Source organism: Micrococcus sp. EYE_212 (assembly GCF_023147585.1).
GTDB lineage: Bacteria > Actinomycetota > Actinomycetes > Actinomycetales > Micrococcaceae > Micrococcus.
The window spans coordinates 12,598-29,085 of sequence record NZ_JAHXOZ010000003.1 but is presented as its reverse complement, the minus strand read 5'-3'; the positions used below and the strand labels follow the sequence as shown (position 1 = coordinate 29,085).

Annotated in this window: 13 protein-coding genes and 1 tRNA gene; 4 read left to right on the top strand and 10 right to left on the bottom strand. The window is 75.6% G+C overall.

Annotated elements, in window-relative coordinates; genetic code table 11:
• Positions 1-45: 45 nt before the first annotated feature.
• Genes dop through KZX60_RS02885 form a run of 5 tightly spaced genes read right to left on the bottom strand, consistent with a single transcriptional unit; the run spans position 46 to position 6,509 of the window.
• The gene (dop, locus tag KZX60_RS02905) at positions 46-1,776 is read right to left on the bottom strand and encodes a depupylase/deamidase Dop (RefSeq protein ID WP_248115535.1); all 1,731 of its coding nucleotides are present in this window, start codon (positions 1,774-1,776) and stop codon (positions 46-48) included.
• Positions 1,773-3,533 (bottom strand): proteasome ATPase, encoded by a 1,761-nt coding sequence (gene arc / locus KZX60_RS02900; RefSeq protein ID WP_248115534.1) that lies wholly within the window; start codon positions 3,531-3,533, stop codon positions 1,773-1,775. Before arc ends, dop begins: the two co-directional genes overlap by 4 nt.
• A complete protein-coding gene (locus KZX60_RS02895) occupies positions 3,530-4,645 on the bottom strand; it encodes a tRNA (adenine-N1)-methyltransferase (protein ID WP_248115533.1) in 1,116 nt (371 codons plus the stop codon). Before KZX60_RS02895 ends, arc begins: the two co-directional genes overlap by 4 nt.
• Complete coding sequence (locus KZX60_RS02890) at positions 4,642-5,802, bottom strand: site-2 protease family protein (RefSeq protein WP_248115532.1); 1,161 nt, start codon at positions 5,800-5,802, stop codon at positions 4,642-4,644. Before KZX60_RS02890 ends, KZX60_RS02895 begins: the two co-directional genes overlap by 4 nt.
• Positions 5,799-6,509, bottom strand: coding sequence for an HAD family phosphatase (locus KZX60_RS02885; protein WP_248115531.1), 711 nt, complete (start codon positions 6,507-6,509; stop codon positions 5,799-5,801). Before KZX60_RS02885 ends, KZX60_RS02890 begins: the two co-directional genes overlap by 4 nt.
• Positions 6,510-6,625: 116 nt before the next feature.
• Between KZX60_RS02885 and KZX60_RS02880 the strand changes: the two genes are divergently transcribed.
• A complete protein-coding gene (locus KZX60_RS02880; RefSeq protein ID WP_248115530.1) occupies positions 6,626-7,585 on the top strand; it encodes a PAC2 family protein in 960 nt (319 codons plus the stop codon).
• A gap of 10 nt (positions 7,586-7,595) precedes the next feature.
• Here KZX60_RS02880 and mshC read toward each other — a convergent pair whose 3' ends face one another.
• The 3 genes from mshC to KZX60_RS02865 form a co-directional block, all read right to left on the bottom strand.
• The gene (gene mshC, locus KZX60_RS02875; protein ID WP_248115529.1) at positions 7,596-8,879 is read right to left on the bottom strand and encodes a cysteine--1-D-myo-inosityl 2-amino-2-deoxy-alpha-D-glucopyranoside ligase; all 1,284 of its coding nucleotides are present in this window, start codon (positions 8,877-8,879) and stop codon (positions 7,596-7,598) included.
• Between the two features lie 53 nt (positions 8,880-8,932).
• Positions 8,933-9,766: an undecaprenyl-diphosphate phosphatase gene (locus KZX60_RS02870; RefSeq protein WP_248115528.1), complete on the bottom strand. Its 834-nt coding sequence runs from the start codon at positions 9,764-9,766 to the stop codon at positions 8,933-8,935.
• An 80-nt stretch (positions 9,767-9,846) separates the two neighbouring features.
• Positions 9,847-10,071 carry a hypothetical protein gene (locus KZX60_RS02865; protein WP_248115527.1) on the bottom strand — a complete coding sequence of 75 codons (225 nt, stop codon included), beginning with the start codon at positions 10,069-10,071 and terminating at the stop codon, positions 9,847-9,849.
• An 88-nt stretch (positions 10,072-10,159) separates the two neighbouring features.
• On the opposite strand from KZX60_RS02865, the gene KZX60_RS02860 reads away from it, so the two are divergent.
• Complete coding sequence (locus tag KZX60_RS02860; RefSeq protein WP_248115526.1) at positions 10,160-10,399, top strand: DUF5703 family protein; 240 nt, start codon at positions 10,160-10,162, stop codon at positions 10,397-10,399.
• 28 nt (positions 10,400-10,427) lie between these two features.
• Here KZX60_RS02860 and KZX60_RS02855 read toward each other — a convergent pair whose 3' ends face one another.
• The gene (locus KZX60_RS02855) at positions 10,428-11,768 is read right to left on the bottom strand and encodes a M20/M25/M40 family metallo-hydrolase (protein WP_248115525.1); all 1,341 of its coding nucleotides are present in this window, start codon (positions 11,766-11,768) and stop codon (positions 10,428-10,430) included.
• Between the two features lie 118 nt (positions 11,769-11,886).
• Between KZX60_RS02855 and KZX60_RS02850 the strand changes: the two genes are divergently transcribed.
• Both KZX60_RS02850 and malQ read left to right on the top strand, forming a co-directional pair.
• Positions 11,887-11,970: transfer RNA gene (locus KZX60_RS02850), tRNA-Leu, on the top strand.
• Positions 11,971-12,107: 137 nt separating this feature from the next.
• Positions 12,108-15,527, top strand: a complete 3,420-nt coding sequence (gene malQ / locus KZX60_RS02845) for a 4-alpha-glucanotransferase (RefSeq protein ID WP_248115524.1) — start codon at positions 12,108-12,110, stop codon at positions 15,525-15,527.
• Positions 15,528-15,597: 70 nt separating this feature from the next.
• Here malQ and KZX60_RS02840 read toward each other — a convergent pair whose 3' ends face one another.
• Positions 15,598-16,488 (bottom strand): MaoC/PaaZ C-terminal domain-containing protein, encoded by an 891-nt coding sequence (locus tag KZX60_RS02840; protein ID WP_248115523.1) that lies wholly within the window; start codon positions 16,486-16,488, stop codon positions 15,598-15,600.

Sequence of the window (16,488 nt, the reverse complement as noted above, 5' to 3'; positions counted from 1 at the left end):
GCGGCGCCCCGTCAGGTCAATCGGTGACGGGCGGCCGCGCGTCCTTCACTCCCCGAAGAGCGGCACCAGCGTCGTGACCAGCTCGTCCGGGGTGGGCAGGCGCGCCGCGCCCGATCCCGCGTCCTCCCACCATCCCGGCAGGTCCTCCGCGGCGCCCACGAGCGGCTCCTCGAGGCGCAGGCGGTGGACCCGCTCGTCCGCGGCCGCTCGGACCAGCACCGAGTCCCAGGCCGCGCCGGCCAGCTGCGTGGCGTGGTGGCGCACCAGGTTCCCGCGCGTCCACGCCCGGGTGCTCCGCGGCGGGGCGACGACGGCGGCCGCCACCTCCGCCTCGTCGGCCAGCTCCCGCAGTGCGCCGGCGGCGACGAGGCGCCGGTGCAGGGACTTGGCGGGGCGCAGGTCGGCGTACTGCAGGTCCACCATGGCCAGGCGCGGGTCGGTCCAGTCGGCGTGGGAGCGGGCGCGCATGCCCTCCAGGAGGCGCAGCTTGGCGGCCCAGTCGGCACGGTCGGCCAGGGAGAGCGGGTCGGCCGCGGCGTCGCTCAGGTCCTCGCCCCACGCGGTGAGCACCGCGGCGGTCTCGGCGTCGTCCACCCCGAAGCGGGCGCAGTGCGCCTCCGCGGCGCGGTGATAGGCCCCGAGGATCTGCAGGCCGGTCCACGCGTGCCGGACCCACGCGCCGCCGTCGACGGCCCCGTCCCCCGCCCACTCCCGCAGCGGCACGGTGGCCGTCAGCGTGGGGTCGTGGCTGATGGTCTGCAGCGCGGCCACGGGGTCGTCGAGGACGAGCCGCGGCGCGGTCCCGGCCTCGGCCGTCGCGAGCACGAGGGCGGTCATGCCCATCCGCAGCCACGTGGCGTGCTGGCTCAGGGTCGCGTCGCCGATGATCACGTGCAGGCGCCGGTACGCGTCGCGGACGGCGTGCGGCTCGTCGCGCGTGTTGACGACGGGCCGGTGGATGGTGGTCTCCAGCCCGACCTGCTCCTCGAAGTAGTCCGCGCGCTGGGAGAGCTGGAACCCGGGCTGCTCCCCCGCCTCCCCCAGGCCCACGCGGCCGGCGCCCACGAGCACCTGGCGCGCGGCGAAGAACGGGAGGAGCACGGCGGCGAGCTCGTCGAAGTCCAGGGCCCGGGCCACGAGGTAGTTCTCGTGGGCGCCGTAGGAGCGGCCCTTGCCGTCCACGTTGTTCTTGTACACGAGCACCTCGGGGTGGCCCTCCCCGGCACCGATGTGCTCGGCGGCGGCCTGGGCGATCCGGTCGCCCGCGGCGTCCCACACCATGGCGGCGCGCGGCGAGGTGGTCTCGGGCGAGGAGTACTCGGGGTGCGCGTGGTCCACGTACCACCGCGCGCCGTTGGTGAGAACGGTGGAGAGCAGCAGGTGCACGGGCTCGCCGTCCGGGCCCACGAGCGCCTGGTCGGTGAGCTGGGAGGGGTGGGCGGCGGAGCGGGGCATGCGCCAGCCGCGCGCGTCCACCAGGGGCGATTCGCCCGTGTAGTCCCACTCCGTGCCGGCCACGGCCGAGCCCGTCCGCGTCGCCAGGTCCGCGTACGCGTTGACCAGCTCGGTGGAGAGCACGCTGTGGTGCGCACCGGGGTTGGCCGGCGCGTGGATGCCGAACTCGGTCTCCGTGCCCATCACGCGGTGCACGCCCCACCCGGCGGCGTCGCGGCGGTGCGGGGGCGCCGCCAGGTCCGCCGGGAACAGCCGCCGCTGACCCGCGAACGCGGGCGCGGCCGACGTCGAGGGGCCCGCCGGTCCCTGCCGCCCGCTCACGCCCCGGCCTCCCCCGCCGGGCCGGCCCCACGCCCGGGCCCCCGCAGCATCCTCAGGCGGGTCAGCGCCGGGCCCCGCCAGCCAGAGGTGCGCGCCCACTCGGCGGGCGCGGCCGTGGAGAGCAGGTCGGTCTGGTCCTCGAGCACGCCGTCGACGGCCTCGAGCAGGTGTGCGGCGCGCAGGCCGCGCGCGGAGGGGTCCTGGTCCGCGGCCAGCAGGTCCCGCACCGCGTGGCGCTTGGCGCGGTCCACCACGTCCGCGACCACGGCGCCCGAGACCAGGTCCGCCAGGTGCAGCACGGTGACCGCGCCAGAGGCGTCCGTGAGCTCGGCCAGCGCGGTGCGGGGGCCGCGCTCGTAGAGGGCCGTGACGGCGGCGGAGATGAGCTCCTCGCGGGCGGACTCCGCGTCCCCGGCGGCGGCCGTCTCCTCCGGGTGCAGCGGCACGTCGTCCGTGAGGTGGCGCGCCATGATGTCGACGGCGCCGCGCGCGTCCGGGCGGTCGACGCGGATCTTCACGTCGAGGCGTCCGGGACGCAGGACGGCGGGGTCGATCATGTCCTCGCGGTTGGACGCGCCGATCACGATCACGTTGTCCAGGGACTCCACGCCGTCGATCTCGGCGAGCAGCTGGGGGACGATCGTGGTCTCCACGTCCGAGGAGACGCCCGCGCCGCGCGTGCGGAACAGGGACTCCATCTCGTCGAAGAACACGACCACGGGGAAGCCCGCCGCCGCCTTCTGGCGGGCGCGGTCGAAGATCACGCGGATCTGCCGCTCGGTCTCGCCCACGTACTTGTTCAGCAGCTCGGGCCCCTTGATGTTGAGGAAGTAGGAGCGCTCCCCGTCCGCCGAGCGTGCCGAGAGGGCGCGCGCGACCGCCTTGGCCAACATGGTCTTGCCCGTGCCGGGCGGGCCGTAGAGCAGGATGCCCTTGGGCGCGCGCAGGCCGTGCTCGCGGTAGAGGTCGGGGTGCAGGAACGGGATCTCCACGGCCTCGCGGATCCGCTCGATCTGCGGGCCCAGGCCGCCGATGTCTTCGAACGAGGTGTCCGGCACCTCCTCGAGCAGGACCTCGTCCACGTCGGAGAGCGTCACCACGCGCAGGGCCCACTCGAGGCGGGCGTCCACGGCGACGGCGTCGCCGTGGCGCAGCTCGACGCCCTCGAGCGCGGGGGCGCGCCGGACGACGCGCTCCTCGTCGGCCGCGCCGGCGAGCACGAGCCCGCCGTCCGGCAGCGCCTCCTTCACGCGCAGCAGCTGGCCCGCGTGCGTGGTCGGCCCGATGCCCACCACGGTGCTGGAGTCGTCGAGCAGCACGGTGGAGCCGGGCGTCAGGCTCTCCGGGTCCAGGAGCGGGGAGACGGCGACGCGCAGGCGGCGGCCGTTCTGCACCACGTCGGCGCCGCCGCGCACGATCGCGCCGGTCTCCACGCCGGCGTGTGGCGGGCGCGGGGCGTGCACGGCCTCGAGGGTGGCGAACGTGAAGGGCGCGTGCGTCGTGGCGTCCAGGGTCTCCTTGAGCGTGGTGATCTCCGCACGCGTGGCCTCGAGCAGCTCGACCATGCGGCGGTTGTTGCGCGCCGCGGCGTCGGTCTGCGCCTGGGCGGCGCGGCGGCGCTCGCTCAGCTGCGCGGCGTGGCGCTGCGCCGAGTCCAGCTGGTGCCGCAGGCGCTCCGCCTCGGCCTGGGACTGGCGCAGCAGCTCCTGGGCCTCCGCGAGGCGGCGGCCGTCGTCGGCCGCGGAGAGCGCGCTCACGCCTCCGGCCCTCCCGCGTCCGGCGCCGGCGTGGACGCGGGCGGCGCCATCTGCCCCGTGGACAGGTCCGGGAACGCGTCCGGGTCGCTGCCCGGGGTCTGGGCCTCCTTGGCGCGGCGGGCCATGAGCCGCGCCTCCTTCGCGGCCTTGCGGGCCTTCTTGTCCGTCACGGGCCGCTCGCCGAGGGCCTGCGGGGTCCAGCGCGACTCGTCCGAGGGCTGCCACGCCTCGACGTCCACCGCCTTGAACTCGGACACCTTGGAGCGCTTCTTCAGCAGGAGAGCCTCCTCCCCGGTCGCGAGGCGACGGGCGGTGAGGAGGAAGCCCGTGTGGGCCACCATGCGGTGGTCCGGGCGCACGGCGAGCCCGTCCAGGTGCCAGCCGCGCACGAGGGTCTCGTTGGCCTGCACCTCGGTGAACTTCCCGGAGTCGCGGATGGCCTCGGCCACGCGGGAGAGCTGGGTGGCGGTGGCCACGTAGTTCAGCCACACGCCGCCGGGGGCGAGCACGGTGGCCACGGCGTCGAGGCACTCCCACGGGGCGAGCATGTCCAGGACCACGCGGTCCACCGAGCCGGGCTCGTGGACGTGCAGCATCTCCTCCTGGGCGTCGCCGAGGTGGATCGACCACGCGGGATGCTCGGCGCCGAAGAAGGACTCCACGTTGGCGCGCGCGATGTCCGCGAACTCCTCGCGCCGCTCATAGGAGTGGAGCCGGCCGCCGTCGCCGACGGCGCGCAGCAGCGAGCACGAGAGGGCGCCCGAGCCGACGCCGGCCTCCACCACCACCGCGCCCGGGAAGATGTCCGCCTGCTGCACGATCTGGCCGGCGTCCTTGGGGTAGACCACGGTGGCCCCGCGCGGCATGGAGAGCACGAAGTCGTTGAGGAGGGGGCGCAGCACCTGGTACTCCTGCCCCGCGGAGTTCGGCACCACCACGCCCTCGGAGCCGCCGATCAGCTCGTCGTGCCGCAGCACGCCCTGGTAGCTGTGGAACTCCCCGCCCGGAAGCAGGGTGATGGTGTTCAGGCGGCCCTTGGCGTCCTTGATCTGCACGCGCTCTCCGGCCCGCAGGGGGCCTCGTCGACTGCTCACGCCGGTGGGTTCGGTCATGCTCGGTTCTCCTTCGCAGAGGGGTCGTCCGTGGAGTGCCGCGTCGCGTGGACGGCGGCCAGGAGGGTGTCGCGCGGGAGCACGGAGGCCACGCCGTCGCGGGCGTCCGTGAGCACGCGCACGGGGAGGTCGGGCTCGCCGAGGCGGGCCACGAGGTCGGCGCCGGAGGCGGGGAGATCGGCGCGGCGCACCACGGCGCCGGGCGCGAGCGCGGTGCATGCCGCGCTCACGGGGGTGCGCTCGAGTTCGTCGGCCGGGCGGTGCACCACGGCCGTCAGGTCGAGCACGCCGCGGGGCGTGCCGGTGGCGTCCACGGCGACGGCGGCGCGGCGGCCGCCGTCGGCCAGCCGGAGCGCGTGCGCCACCGAGCCCTCGGCGGGGACGGCCACCGCGGGGATCTCGAGGGAGGCCAGCGTGAGCACGGCGAGGCGGCCGCCCCACCGCCCGCGCTCGACGGACGCGCCGGCCCCCCGCCACAGGATCACGCCCACCCACGCGAGCAGGAGGGACATCAGCAGGTCGGACCGCTGCCCGCGCAGCAGCGGGCCCGCGAGCGCGGCGCCCACCAGCAGGACGGCGATCGCGCGCCCGGACCAGCCCGCCGCCACGAGGCCGCGGTCCCGGGAGCCGGTGGAGGCCCACACGGCGGACTCGACGAGTCGGCCGCCGTCCAGGGGCATGCCCGGCAGCGCGTTGAACGCGGCCAGCAGGAGGTTGGCCCACACGGTGATGTCCAGGAGGAGCCCGGCCACGGAGGCCGTGGGCAGCGTCAGTGTGGCGAGCCACGCGAGGCCGGCCACCGCCAGGTTGGCCAGGGGCCCGGCCATCGCGGTGGCCACCGTCCCCCACGGCCCGGCCTGCGGGCCGCGGAACTGGGTGTGCCCGCCCCACAGCGTGAGCACGATCTCCTCCGCGCGGTCCCCGAAGGCCCGCCCGACGACGGCGTGGGCGATCTCGTGCGCCAGCACGGAGAGTGCGAGCAGCACGGCGTAGCCGAGGGCCACCGCGTAGGCGCCCGCCCCGAGGTGGGGCAGGGCGCGCTGGATCTGCGGCCCGAAGGTGAGGACCACGAACGCGGCCACGAGGGCCCACGTCCAGGAGAGGTAGACCGGGGCGCCCGCCGCGCGGCCGATGGGCAGGCCGGGCCGGCGGGTCATCCGGCTCCGCCCGGACGCGCGGACCGGACGGCCGCGAGGTCGGCGAGCGTCCGCCCGGCCAGGGTGTCCCACTGCACGGTCGCGGCGCCGGGGGGCAGCGGGAGCACGCTGGGCACGCCCACCGTGGGCAGGCCGGCGGCCATGGCCGCTCCCACGCCCACGGGCGAGTCCTCCACCGCCACGCAGTCGGCGGCCACGAGGCCGGGCCGCAGCTCCCCGAGGCGGGCGAGGGCCAGGGCGTAGGCCTCGGGATCGGGCTTGCCCCGCGTCACCTGGTCGCCGGCGACCACCACGGCCAGCGCCCCGCCCGGAGCGCGCTCGGCCAGCACGCGGGCCAGCGGCGCGTGGGACATGGTCACGAGCGCCCCGGGCACGCCGGCGGCCGCCTGCTCGCGCAGCAGCTCGAGGGCGCCGGGCCGCCACGGCACCCGCTCGACGACGCCGCGCGCCACCTCCGCCATGGTCCGCTCGATGATCTCGGGGACCCCGAGGCGGATCCCGGCCTCCTGCAGGTGGCGGGCGCCCACGTCCAGGGGCCGGCCCACGAGGGAGGCGGCGAGCTCGTTCGACCACGTGCCGCCGTGCTCCGTCATGAGGCGGCGCTGGGCGGCGTTCCACAGGTGCTCGGTGTCCACGAGGGTGCCGTCCATGTCCCACAGCACGGCGGCGGGCGTCTCGCGGGGAGGCAGGGGGGCGGCGTCGGGCATGCGTCCATCCTATTGGAGGGCGTCGACGGGCCGCGGGCACGGGCCGTGCGCCGCCCCTCGGGCCGCTGCGCGGCGAACCGTGACCCCCCTCGGCTCCCGTGCGTAGGGTGACGGTCATGACCGAATCCCCCGCCGCCCCCGCCGAGGACCAGCCGGACGACGCGCTCGGCGCCCTGCGCACGCACCTGACCGCCACGGTGGAGGAGCTCGAGGCCGGGCGCCGCGCCCCCACCGTCCTGCTCCTGGCGTTCCAGGGGTGGAACGACGCCGGGGAGGCGGCGACGGGCACGCTGGAGGCGCTGCGGGAGCAGTGGGACGCCGCTGAGCTGGGACGCGTGTGCGAGGGCGAGTACTACGACTACCAGGTGGCCCGTCCCCACGTGCGGCGCGACGCCGACGGGCTCGGCACCCTGGAGTGGCCCGCGATCCGGCTGCACGTCGCGGCTCTCGACGCCGCGGGGCGCCCCGTGGCCGAGGAGGAGGCCCCCGCGGACGGGGTGCGCGTCCTGCTGGCCAGCGGCGTCGAGCCGAACGTGGGCTGGCGGGCCTTCACGGCCGAGCTGTTCGCGTGGGCGGCGCGGGAGCGCGTGGACGCCGTGGTGACCCTGGGCGCCCTGCTGGCGGACGTGCCCCACACGCGCCCGCTCCGGGCGCGCCCGACCTCTCCGCTCGTGGACGTGCGCGTGGCCGTCGGCGCGGAGCGGCCCACCTATGAGGGGCCCACGGGGATCGTCGGCGTGATCGGCGACGAGGCGGCCCGCCGCGGGTTGCCGAGCCTCGCGCTGTGGGGCGCCGTGCCGCACTACGTGGCCCAGGCGCCCTCCCCCAAGACGCTGCTGGGCCTCGTGGAGGCCGTCGAGGACCTGCTCCACGTCACCGTGTCCACCCACGAGCTGGAGGACGACGCCCACGCGTGGCAGCGCGGCGTGGACGAGCTCGCCGCCGAGGACCCCGACGTCGCCGCCTACGTGCGCCAGCTCGAGCAGGCGCAGGACGCCCAGGAGCTGCCGGAGGCCTCCGGCGAGGCGATCGCCCGGGAGTTCGAGCGCTACCTGCGCGGCCGACACGGCCGCTGAGCGCGGCGGCTCAACGCAGGCGCAGGCCCAGGAGCGCGTCGGCCACCGTGGCGACGTCGAGGGGTGCGGGGGCGTCCTCTGCGGCGCCGGCGTCGCGGAGCCCGGGCAGGGAGCCGTCCGCCCACGCGTCGAGCACGCGGAGCGCGGCGGGCGCGTCGAGGTCCTCGGACAGCGCGGCGTGGGCGGCCTGCAGCACCGCCGCCCCGGCCGCGGCGTGGGGGCCGTCGAGGGCGGCGCGCCACGCGGCCACGCGCTCCTGAGCGGCGGAGAGCAGGTCCTCGGACCACTCCCAGTCGCTGCGGTAGTGCTGCGAGAGGATCGCCGCGCGGATCGCGACCGGCTCCACCCCCCGGGCGCGCAGTCGAGAGACGAGCTCGAGGTTGCCGAGGGACTTGGACATCTTCTGCCCGTCGAGGGCCACCATGCCCGAGTGCACGTAGGTGTGCGCCAGGGGCTGGCCGTCCGCCGCCGTCGCGTGGGCCGCGGAGAACTCATGGTGCGGGAAGCGCAGGTCGGAGCCGCCGCCCTGGACCGTGAACGGGGCGGGCAGGTGGGCGCGCGCGATGACGGAGCACTCGATGTGCCAGCCGGGCCGGCCGGCCCCGAGCGCGCCGGCCTCCCACGAGGGCTCGCCCGCGCGGTGCACACGCCACAGCAGGGGGTCGAGGGGATGGCGCTTGCCGGGACGGGCCGGGTCGCCGCCGCGCTCGGGGAAGACCTCGTCCATCTGCGCCCGCGTCATCGCGCTCACGGAGCCCAGCGTCCAGCCCCCCGCGGCCTGCGCCGCCTCGACGTCGAAGTACACGTCCCCGTCCGGGCCGCCGTCGACCCCGGGAACGCGGTAGGCGACGCCGGCGTCGAGCAGGGCCGTCACGCCGTCGACCACGAGGTCGATCGCCTCGGTGGCGCCCACGTAGTGGTCCGGCGCGAGGACGTTGAGCGCGGCCATGTCCGCGCGGAACAGGTCCGTCTGCTCACGGGCGAGGTCCCGCCAGTCGACGCCCGTGGCGGCGGCGCGCTCGAGGAGCGGATCGTCCACGTCGGTCACGTTCTGCGTGTAGGCCACCTCGATCCCGCACGCGCGCCAGTACCGCTGCAGCAGGTCGAAGGCGACGTAGGTGGTGGCGTGGCCCAGGTGCGTGGCGTCGTAGGGGGTGATGCCGCACACGTACAGGGAGGCGTGCCCGGCGTCGTTGCCGGGGTGGTGCAGGCCCTGCGTGGCCGTGTCGAGGACCCGCAGTCGGTCCGGCTGGGCGGGCAGGGCGGGCGGCGCGGGGGTGCTCCAGGACTTCACGGTGCTCCTCGGGGACGGCGACGACGGGCGGGTGCGCGGGGCGGGCGCGCGGCTCAGGCGGAGATCAGCCCGGTGCCGAGCATCGCGTAGAGGGCGAGGCCGAGGGCCACGCGGTACCACACGAACGGCATGTACGAGTTGGTGGAGATGAACTTCATGAGCCAGGCGATCACCGAGTAGCCCACCACGAACGCGATCACGGTGGCCACCAGCGTCTCCCCGCCGCCGTAGGGACCGGACTGGCCGGGCTCCGTGAGCGCGGAGAACAGCTTGTAGAGGCCGGAGGCGAACACGGCCGGGACGGCCAGCAGGAACGCGTAGCGGGTGGCGGCCTCGCGGGTGTAGCCCATGGCCAGGCCCGCGGTGATGGTGCCGCCCGAGCGCGAGACGCCGGGGATGAGGGCGAGCGCCTGGGCGAAGCCGAAGAGGATGCCGTCCTTGACGGTGAGCCGCTCGATGGGCGTGGACTGACGGCCGAGGCGGTCGGCCAGCGCCAGCAGCACGCCGAACACGATCAGCATGGTGGCGGTGATCCACAGCGAGCGGAACTCCGTGTCGATCCAGCTCTCCAGGAGCAGTCCGAGGATCGCGATGGGCAGCGAGCCGAGGATAATGAGCCAGCCCATGCGGGCATCCGGGTCGCTGCGGGGCACGCGGCCGGTCAGCGAGCCGAACCATCGTCCGATGATCCGGACGATGTCCTTCCAGAAGTAGATCAGCACGGCCAGCTCGGTGCCCAGCTGGGTGATGGCGGTGAAGGCCGCGCCGGGGTCCGACGCCGAGGGCAGGAACTCCCCCACGATGCGGATGTGCGCCGAGGAGGAGATGGGCAGGAACTCCGTCAGGCCCTGCACCAGGCCCAGAATGATTGCTTCGATCCACGTCACGGTGGGTCACTGTACTGCACCGCCCAGGGAGGTCTCCCGGGGCGGTGCAGGGGTTCGCGGCGGTGAGGGGCCGCCAGGACTCAGTCCTGGTCGTCGTCCTCGTCGTCGTCGAAGAGGTCCAGCGGGGTGACCTCCTCGGTGTCCGCGTAGAGGGCGTCCTCGTAGTTCTCGAAGGCGTCCGCCACGGCGAAGAAGGCCGCCTCCACGGTGGGGTCGTCCTCGCCGCGCTTGTTCTGGGCGGCCACGAGGTGTTCGTTCAGGGCGGTGGTCAGGGCCTCCAGGGCCAGGCGGGCGTCAGAGCTCATGGCTGAACGGTAACCCGAGGACGGGCGGTGCGACCAGAGGTGCGCGCACCCGCGCGGCGGGGCCGCGGCGGTCTGCGAGGATGACCGGGTGCGTGAGCAGCTGATGTCCTCGACCCTGGACTCCGTCGCCCAGGGCCAGAAGTGGGAGTACCTCGTCCTCACCGTGGCCCCCGAGGAGTCCCTCGGCGACGCGCGGCGCCGCCTCGTGGAGCACGCCGAGTACGGCCGCTGGGAGCTGCAGCGAGCGGTGCACTACCGCGGCGGGGCCCGGCGCTACTGGCTGCGCCGACGCGTCATCCGGGTGGCCTCCACGCTCGCCCTCGCCTGAGCGGCCCGGTCCGCGGGACGGCGCGCCGTCAGGGGCACGGCTCCAGCATGCGCGCGAGGACGCGGCAGCCGAACTCGAGCGCGTCCACCGGCACGCGCTCGTCGATGCCGTGGAAGAGCGAGGTGAACGCGAGGTCCGGGGGCAGGCGCAGCGGGGAGAACCCGTAGCCGGTGATGCCCAGGCGGGAGAGCGACTTGTTGTCCGTGCCCCCGCCCAGCATGAAGGGCAGCACCTCGGCCTCGGGGTCCTCGTGCCGCAGCGCCTCGACCATGAGCTCCACGAGGTCGCCCGAGAACGGGACCTCGAGGCCGATGTCCCGGTGCTCCGGCTCGAACTCCACGTGGGGTCCGGCGAGCTCGGCGAGGGTCGCGAGCGTCTGCTCCTCCTCTCCCGGCAGGGGGCGCACGTCCACCGTGCCCGTCGCCGTGGACGGGATCACGTTGTGCTTGTACCCGGCGGTCATGCCGGTGGGGTTGGACGAGGTGCGCAGCGTGCCGGTGACCCACGTGCGGGCCTGGCCGAGGGCCTCGAGCTGCGGGGCGGGGTCCGTCTCGTCGAACGGGACGCCCATGATCTCGGCCACCTGCTCCAGCAGCTGACGGGTGGTCTTCGTGTAGGTCAGCGGCCACTCGTGGCGGCCGATCCGCTCGAGCGCGCCGGCCAGGTGGGTGACCGCGTTGTCCTCGTGCGGGGCGGATCCGTGGCCCGGAGCGCCGGCCGACCGCAGGTTGAGCCACATCAGGCCCTTCTCCGCGGTCTGCACGAGGTAGGCGCGGGTGCCGGCCACCTCGGTGGAGAAGCCCCCCACCTCGCTGATCGCGTCCGTGCACCCCGCGAAGACCTCCGGGTGGTGCTCCACCACCCACGTCGCGCCGTACACGCCGCCGGCCTCCTCGTCCGCGAAGAACGCGACGGTGAGCGGGCGGCGCGGGCGGCGGCCGGTGCGGGCGAGGTGCAGGAGGACGGAGAGGATCATCGCGTCCATCCCCTTCATGTCCACCGCGCCTCGGCCCCAGACCATCCCGTCCTTCAGCTCCGCGCCGAAGGGATCCACGCTCCACTCGGCGGCCTCGGCCGGCACCACGTCGGTGTGGCCGTGGAGCACGAGGCCGGGGGCGTCCGCGTCCCAGCCCGGCAGGTGCCCGACGACGGAGACGCGCCCGGGTGCGGACTCGAAGAACCGCGGGGTCATCCCCGCCTGCTCCATGAGCCTCCCGCAGAAGGCGGCGGCCTCCGGCTCGCCCACGGACACGTTGCCGCCGCAGTTGGTGGTGTCGATGCGGATCAGGCCGCGGCAGATCTCGACGACGTCGGCCGCGGGGGACTCGGTGCGGGGGGCGGTGGGCTTCTCAGCGGGGGAATCGACCATGGAGTTGAGCCTACCTCCGGGGGTGTGGTACGCTTCTCGGGTTGCTTCGGCGAGGAACGGTGAAAACCGGGACTGGCCGAACGCGAAGGAAACGGTCCGCTCCGGCGGATCGGGATGAGCGCGAGTGGCGGAATTGGTAGACGCGCAGCGTTGAGGTCGCTGTGTTCGAAAGGACGTGGGGGTTCAAGTCCCCCCTCGCGCACAGCTCATCGGACGAAGGGCCCCGGTCACAGACCGGGGCCCTTCGTGCCATCCCGTCCCTCCTTCCCCCTACAGTGAAGGTGCGCGACGGCCCGCCGCCGTCGTCGCTCACCTGACAGGGACGACACGGAGGTTCCGATGGCCGACGATGCCCGCACGCTGCTGCTCCGACTCGCCCGCGCCCACGGGGTGCAGTGGCGATACACGGGACAGGACGGCTCGGACCAGACCGTGCCGGACGACGCCCTCGTGAAGGTGCTCGCGGCCCTCGGGGTGGCGGTCCGCCCGGACGCCGTCGCCGCCCTCACCGAGGCGCTCGACGACGCCGAGCTCGCACCGTGGCGGGACGTCCTGCCTCCCACCGTGGTCACGCGGGCGGGGCACCGGCTCTCCGTGCCCGCCCACGTCTCGGTGGTCGAGGGGCTGAGCGCCCGAGTCGTCACGGAGGCGGGCGCGCCCGTGCCCGTCGCCGTCACCCGGCCGCTGGGCGAGCCCCGCCGCGTGGACGGCGTGGACCTCGTGCGGTGCCACGTGGAGGTCCCCGCAGACCTGCCCCTCGGCTGGCATCGCCTCGAGCTCGACAGCGCCACCGGCCACCACGCCGAGGCCACCCTCGTCTGCGCGCCGGACCGCCTCACCACGGCCGCACCCTTCCTGGCCCGGCGCGGCTGGGGCGTGGCCGCCCAGGGCTACTCCGTGACCTCGGAGCACTCGTGGGGCATCGGGGACATCGAGGACGCCGCATCCGTGGCGGAGACGGCCGCCGAGCACGGCGCCGACTTCCTGCTCCTGCATCCGCTGCACGCGGTCGACCCCGGCACCACGCCCGCGGACTCCCCCTACTCCCCCGTCTCCCGCCGCTTCCTCACCGCGCTGCTGATCCGCGTGGTGGACATCCCGGAGTTCGCCGGGCTGCCCGCCGCGGAGCAGGAGCAGCTGCGCGCCGCCGGCCGTCGGGTCCAGGAGCGACTGGAGGAGACGGGGCGCATCGATCGTTCCGCCGTCGCCGAGGTCCTGTGGCCCGCCCTGCGCCGCGTGCACTCCGTGCCCCGCACCGCCGAGCGGGAGGCGGCGTTCGCCGCGTTCCGCGCGCGGATGGGGGCGGGGCTGGACGACTTCGCCCTCTGGTCCGCCCTGCGCCTCTCGGACGTGACCGGCCCGGACCCGCAGGACGCCGACTGGACTCCGGAGGGCGAGCGCGCCGCCGCGTTCCGCAGCACGCACGCGGACGAGCTGGACCTGCACCGCTGGGTCCAGTGGATCGCGGACGAGCAGCTGGCCGCCGTCCAGCGCCGCGCGCTCGGCGCGGGCATGCGCATGGGCGTGATGGTGGACCTGGCCGTGGGCGCCACGCGCGGCTCGGCGGACGCGTGGATGCTCGGGGACGTGCTCGTGCCCGGGATGTCCGTGGGCGCCCCGCCGGAGGTCTTCAACCAGCTGGGCCAGGACTGGTCCCAGCACCCGTGGCACCCCCGGCGGCTCGCCGAGACCGGCTACGCCGCGTTCCGGGACATGCTCCGCACCGTGATGGCCCACGCCGGCGGCGTGCGGATCGACCACGTGCTCGGCCTCTTCCGCCTGTGGTGGGTGCCGGAGGGCGCCGGCCCCACGCAGGGCGCGTACGTGGAGTACGACCACGAGGCCATGCTCGCCGTCCTCACCCTCGAGGCGCAGCGGGCCGGCGCCGTGGTGATCGGCGAGGACCTCGGCACGTTCGAGCCGTGGGTGCAGAAGCGCCTCGCGGAGGCGGGCGTGCTCGGCACGAACATCCTCTGGTTCGAGCAGGAGGACGGCGTGCCGGTCCCCCCGGAGCGCTACCGGCGCCTGTGCCTGGCCGCCGTGAACACCCACGACCTCCCCCCGACCGCCGGCTACCTCGAGGGCGTCCACCTGGACCTGCGCGAGGAGCTCGGCCTGTTCACGGGGGACGTGGCCGCGGAGCGGGAGCGCTCGGCCGCCGAGGTGGAGGCATTCCTCCGGGCCGCACGAGACCGCGGCCTCCTCGAGGAGGTCCCGGGCGTGGGCGAGCGGCAGGCCCAGGTCATCGCCCTGCACCGGCTGCTCGCCCAGGCGCCGTCGGCGCTGCAGAGCGTGGCCCTCGTGGACGCCGTCGGGGAGCGCCGCATCCAGAACCAGCCGGGGACCATGCAGGACCAGTACCCGAACTGGACCGTGCCGCTCGGGGACGCCGAGGGCGCGATGCTCCACGCGGAGGACCTGCCCGGCCTGCCGTCGGTGGCCCGCCTCTTCGACGCGGTGGACCGTGAGCTCACGGCCTCTGTGCCCGTGGGGATCGGCGTGGCCTACCACACCTCGCCGCTGGCCCAGCCGGGCCGCGGGGACGCCGGCGGCATGAACGTGTACGTGCGGCAGGCCGCCCTCGCGCTCGCGCGGCAGGGGATGCGGATGCTCCTGTTCACCCGCGCGGAGGAGCCGGTGGACGGCGGCGCACGGATCACGCGTCTGCCCGCGGGCGGACCGACACCGGACGTCCTCGTGGTCGAGCTGGCCGCCGGCCCCGCCCGACCCCTGGACAAGGCCGAGCTCGCCGCGCACACGGACGCGTTCACCGCGGCCGCGCTGGCCTGGCTGCGGGGAGCACGCGAGGCCGAGGGGCTCGCGGAGGCCGAGCGCGTGCGGTTCGTCCACGGGCACTACTGGCTCTCCGCGCCCACGGCCCACGCCCTGGCGCAGGAGATGGATGCCCCTCACCTGCAGACCATGCACACCACCGCGGCCGTGAAGATGCTGCAGGACGAGGGCCACGAGGAGCCCGCCGAACGGATCGCCGCCGAGGCGCGCGTGGTGGAGGAGGCCGACCTCCTCGTGGTGAACTCCCCCGCCGAGGCCGCCGACCTGCGTGAGGTCCTCGGCGTGGACCGCCGGCGCACGCGCGTCCTCTCCCCCGCTGTGGACACCGCGACGTTCACGCCCGAGGGAGCGTCCTGCTGGCCCGGGTCGTCCGGGGCCACGGCCGGCGCCGACGCGGCCGCTCCCCTGCGCGTGCTCTTCGCGGGGCGCGTGCAGGCGCACAAGGGCCCGCAGATCCTCGTCGAGGCCCTCGCCATCCTGCGGGGCCGGCGCGGCGGCGCCGGTGCGGATCCCGGGATCCGGCTGCACCTCAACGGGGCCGCCTCCGGCGGAGAGGGCCTGGACCTCGCCGCCCTGGCCCGCCGGCACGACGTCGCGGACCTCGTCACCGTGTCCGATCCGGTGCCCGCGCCCGCGCTGGCCGAGCAGCTCCGCGCGGCGGACGTCGTCGCGATGCCGAGCCGTTCGGAGACCTACGGCCTCGTGGCCCTCGAGGCGCAGGCGTGCGGCACCCCGGTGCTGGCCCACCGCGTGGGCGGGCTCGTCCACGCGGTGCAGGACGGGCGGACCGGCCGGCTCGTGGCCCCGAACACCGCGGAGGCGTGGGCGGACGCGCTCGAGGGGATCCTCGGGGACCGCGGCGCGTGGGCCGCGATGTCCACCGCGGCCGTGCGCCACGCGCAGAGCCACTCCTGGGACGCGTACGCGGACGGCCTCCTGGACGCCGCGGCGGCCGCGGAGGGCTGATCCCGCTGCCTTGACGACGACGGCGGCCCGGGAGCATCACGCCCCCGGGCCGCCGTCGTCGGTCCTCCCCTCAGGTGAGGGGCCGGATCCCGCCCCGGAAGTGGCGGCGTCCACGCGTGGCGTCCCAGCCCGTCACCTGCGTGACCGCGGGGTCGCGCTCGTACCGGACGGCCACGCGGGCGGGCAGCACCACGGGCGCCTCGAACTCGATGTCCCAGCCGACGCCGGCCTCGGCGGGCTCCCGGCCGTCCAGCATGCGCGCGGCGAGGAGCATGCCGTGGGCGATCGCACCCTTCATGCCGAACAGCGTCGCGCTCGGCCCGGAGAGGTGGATGGGGTTCCAGTCCCCCGAGACGCCCGCGTAGGCGCGGCCGGCCCCCGCCCCGAACGTCCACTGCGCGGTGGGGGCCGCGGGGACGAACTCCTCGCGCTCGGGCCGCTCGGGGCGTTCGCCCGTCAGCCACACGCCCTTGGCCAGGTACCGGGAGGAGCCCTCCCACAGCAGCGCGGCCTCCGCGCCGGCGCCCGCCGCGCGCTCCACGCGCACCGCGACGTCCACGGCGGTGCCCGCGTGGTGGGGCACGAGGCCCAGGGCCTCGGCCGCGACCGTCAGCGGCTTGCCCGCGGGGACGGGCCGGTGGTGCTGGACCGAGTTGGAGAGGTGGACCATGCCCGGCAGGGGCAGCGGGAAGTCAGGGGCGGCCATGAGCGCCATCGCCGTCCCGAACACCTGGGTGTGCACGAGTACGGAGGGCAGGTGCGTCGGGTCCGCGGGGCCCACCACCTCGCGCCAGCGGCCGACGACGGCGGGGTCGATCGTCAGGCCCTCCACCTCGATGCGGCGCTCGGGCAGGGTCGTCGGCCGGCGTCGGCGGGTGAGGGCGTCCTGCGCGGCCTGCGCCGCGGCGCGGGCGTACAGGGAGCCGAGGGCGGGGGCCTGCGTGAGCGTCCGGGTCTCCAT

Bases quoted from the DNA above. Each gene is read 5' to 3' on its own strand.
- KZX60_RS02895 (WP_248115533.1), bottom strand. From the start codon at position 4,645: ATGACCGAACCCACCGGCGTGAGCAGTCGACGAGGCCCCCTGCGGGCC.
- KZX60_RS02890 (WP_248115532.1), bottom strand. From the start codon at position 5,802: ATGACCCGCCGGCCCGGCCTGCCCATCGGCCGCGCGGCGGGCGCCCCG.
- KZX60_RS02885 (WP_248115531.1), bottom strand. From the start codon at position 6,509: ATGCCCGACGCCGCCCCCCTGCCTCCCCGCGAGACGCCCGCCGCCGTG.
- KZX60_RS02880 (WP_248115530.1), top strand. From the start codon at position 6,626: ATGACCGAATCCCCCGCCGCCCCCGCCGAGGACCAGCCGGACGACGCG.
- KZX60_RS02865 (WP_248115527.1), bottom strand. From the start codon at position 10,071: ATGAGCTCTGACGCCCGCCTGGCCCTGGAGGCCCTGACCACCGCCCTG.
- KZX60_RS02855 (WP_248115525.1), bottom strand. From the start codon at position 11,768: ATGGTCGATTCCCCCGCTGAGAAGCCCACCGCCCCCCGCACCGAGTCC.
- malQ (WP_248115524.1), top strand. From the start codon at position 12,108: ATGGCCGACGATGCCCGCACGCTGCTGCTCCGACTCGCCCGCGCCCAC.
- KZX60_RS02840 (WP_248115523.1), bottom strand. From the start codon at position 16,488: ATGGAGACCCGGACGCTCACGCAGGCCCCCGCCCTCGGCTCCCTGTAC.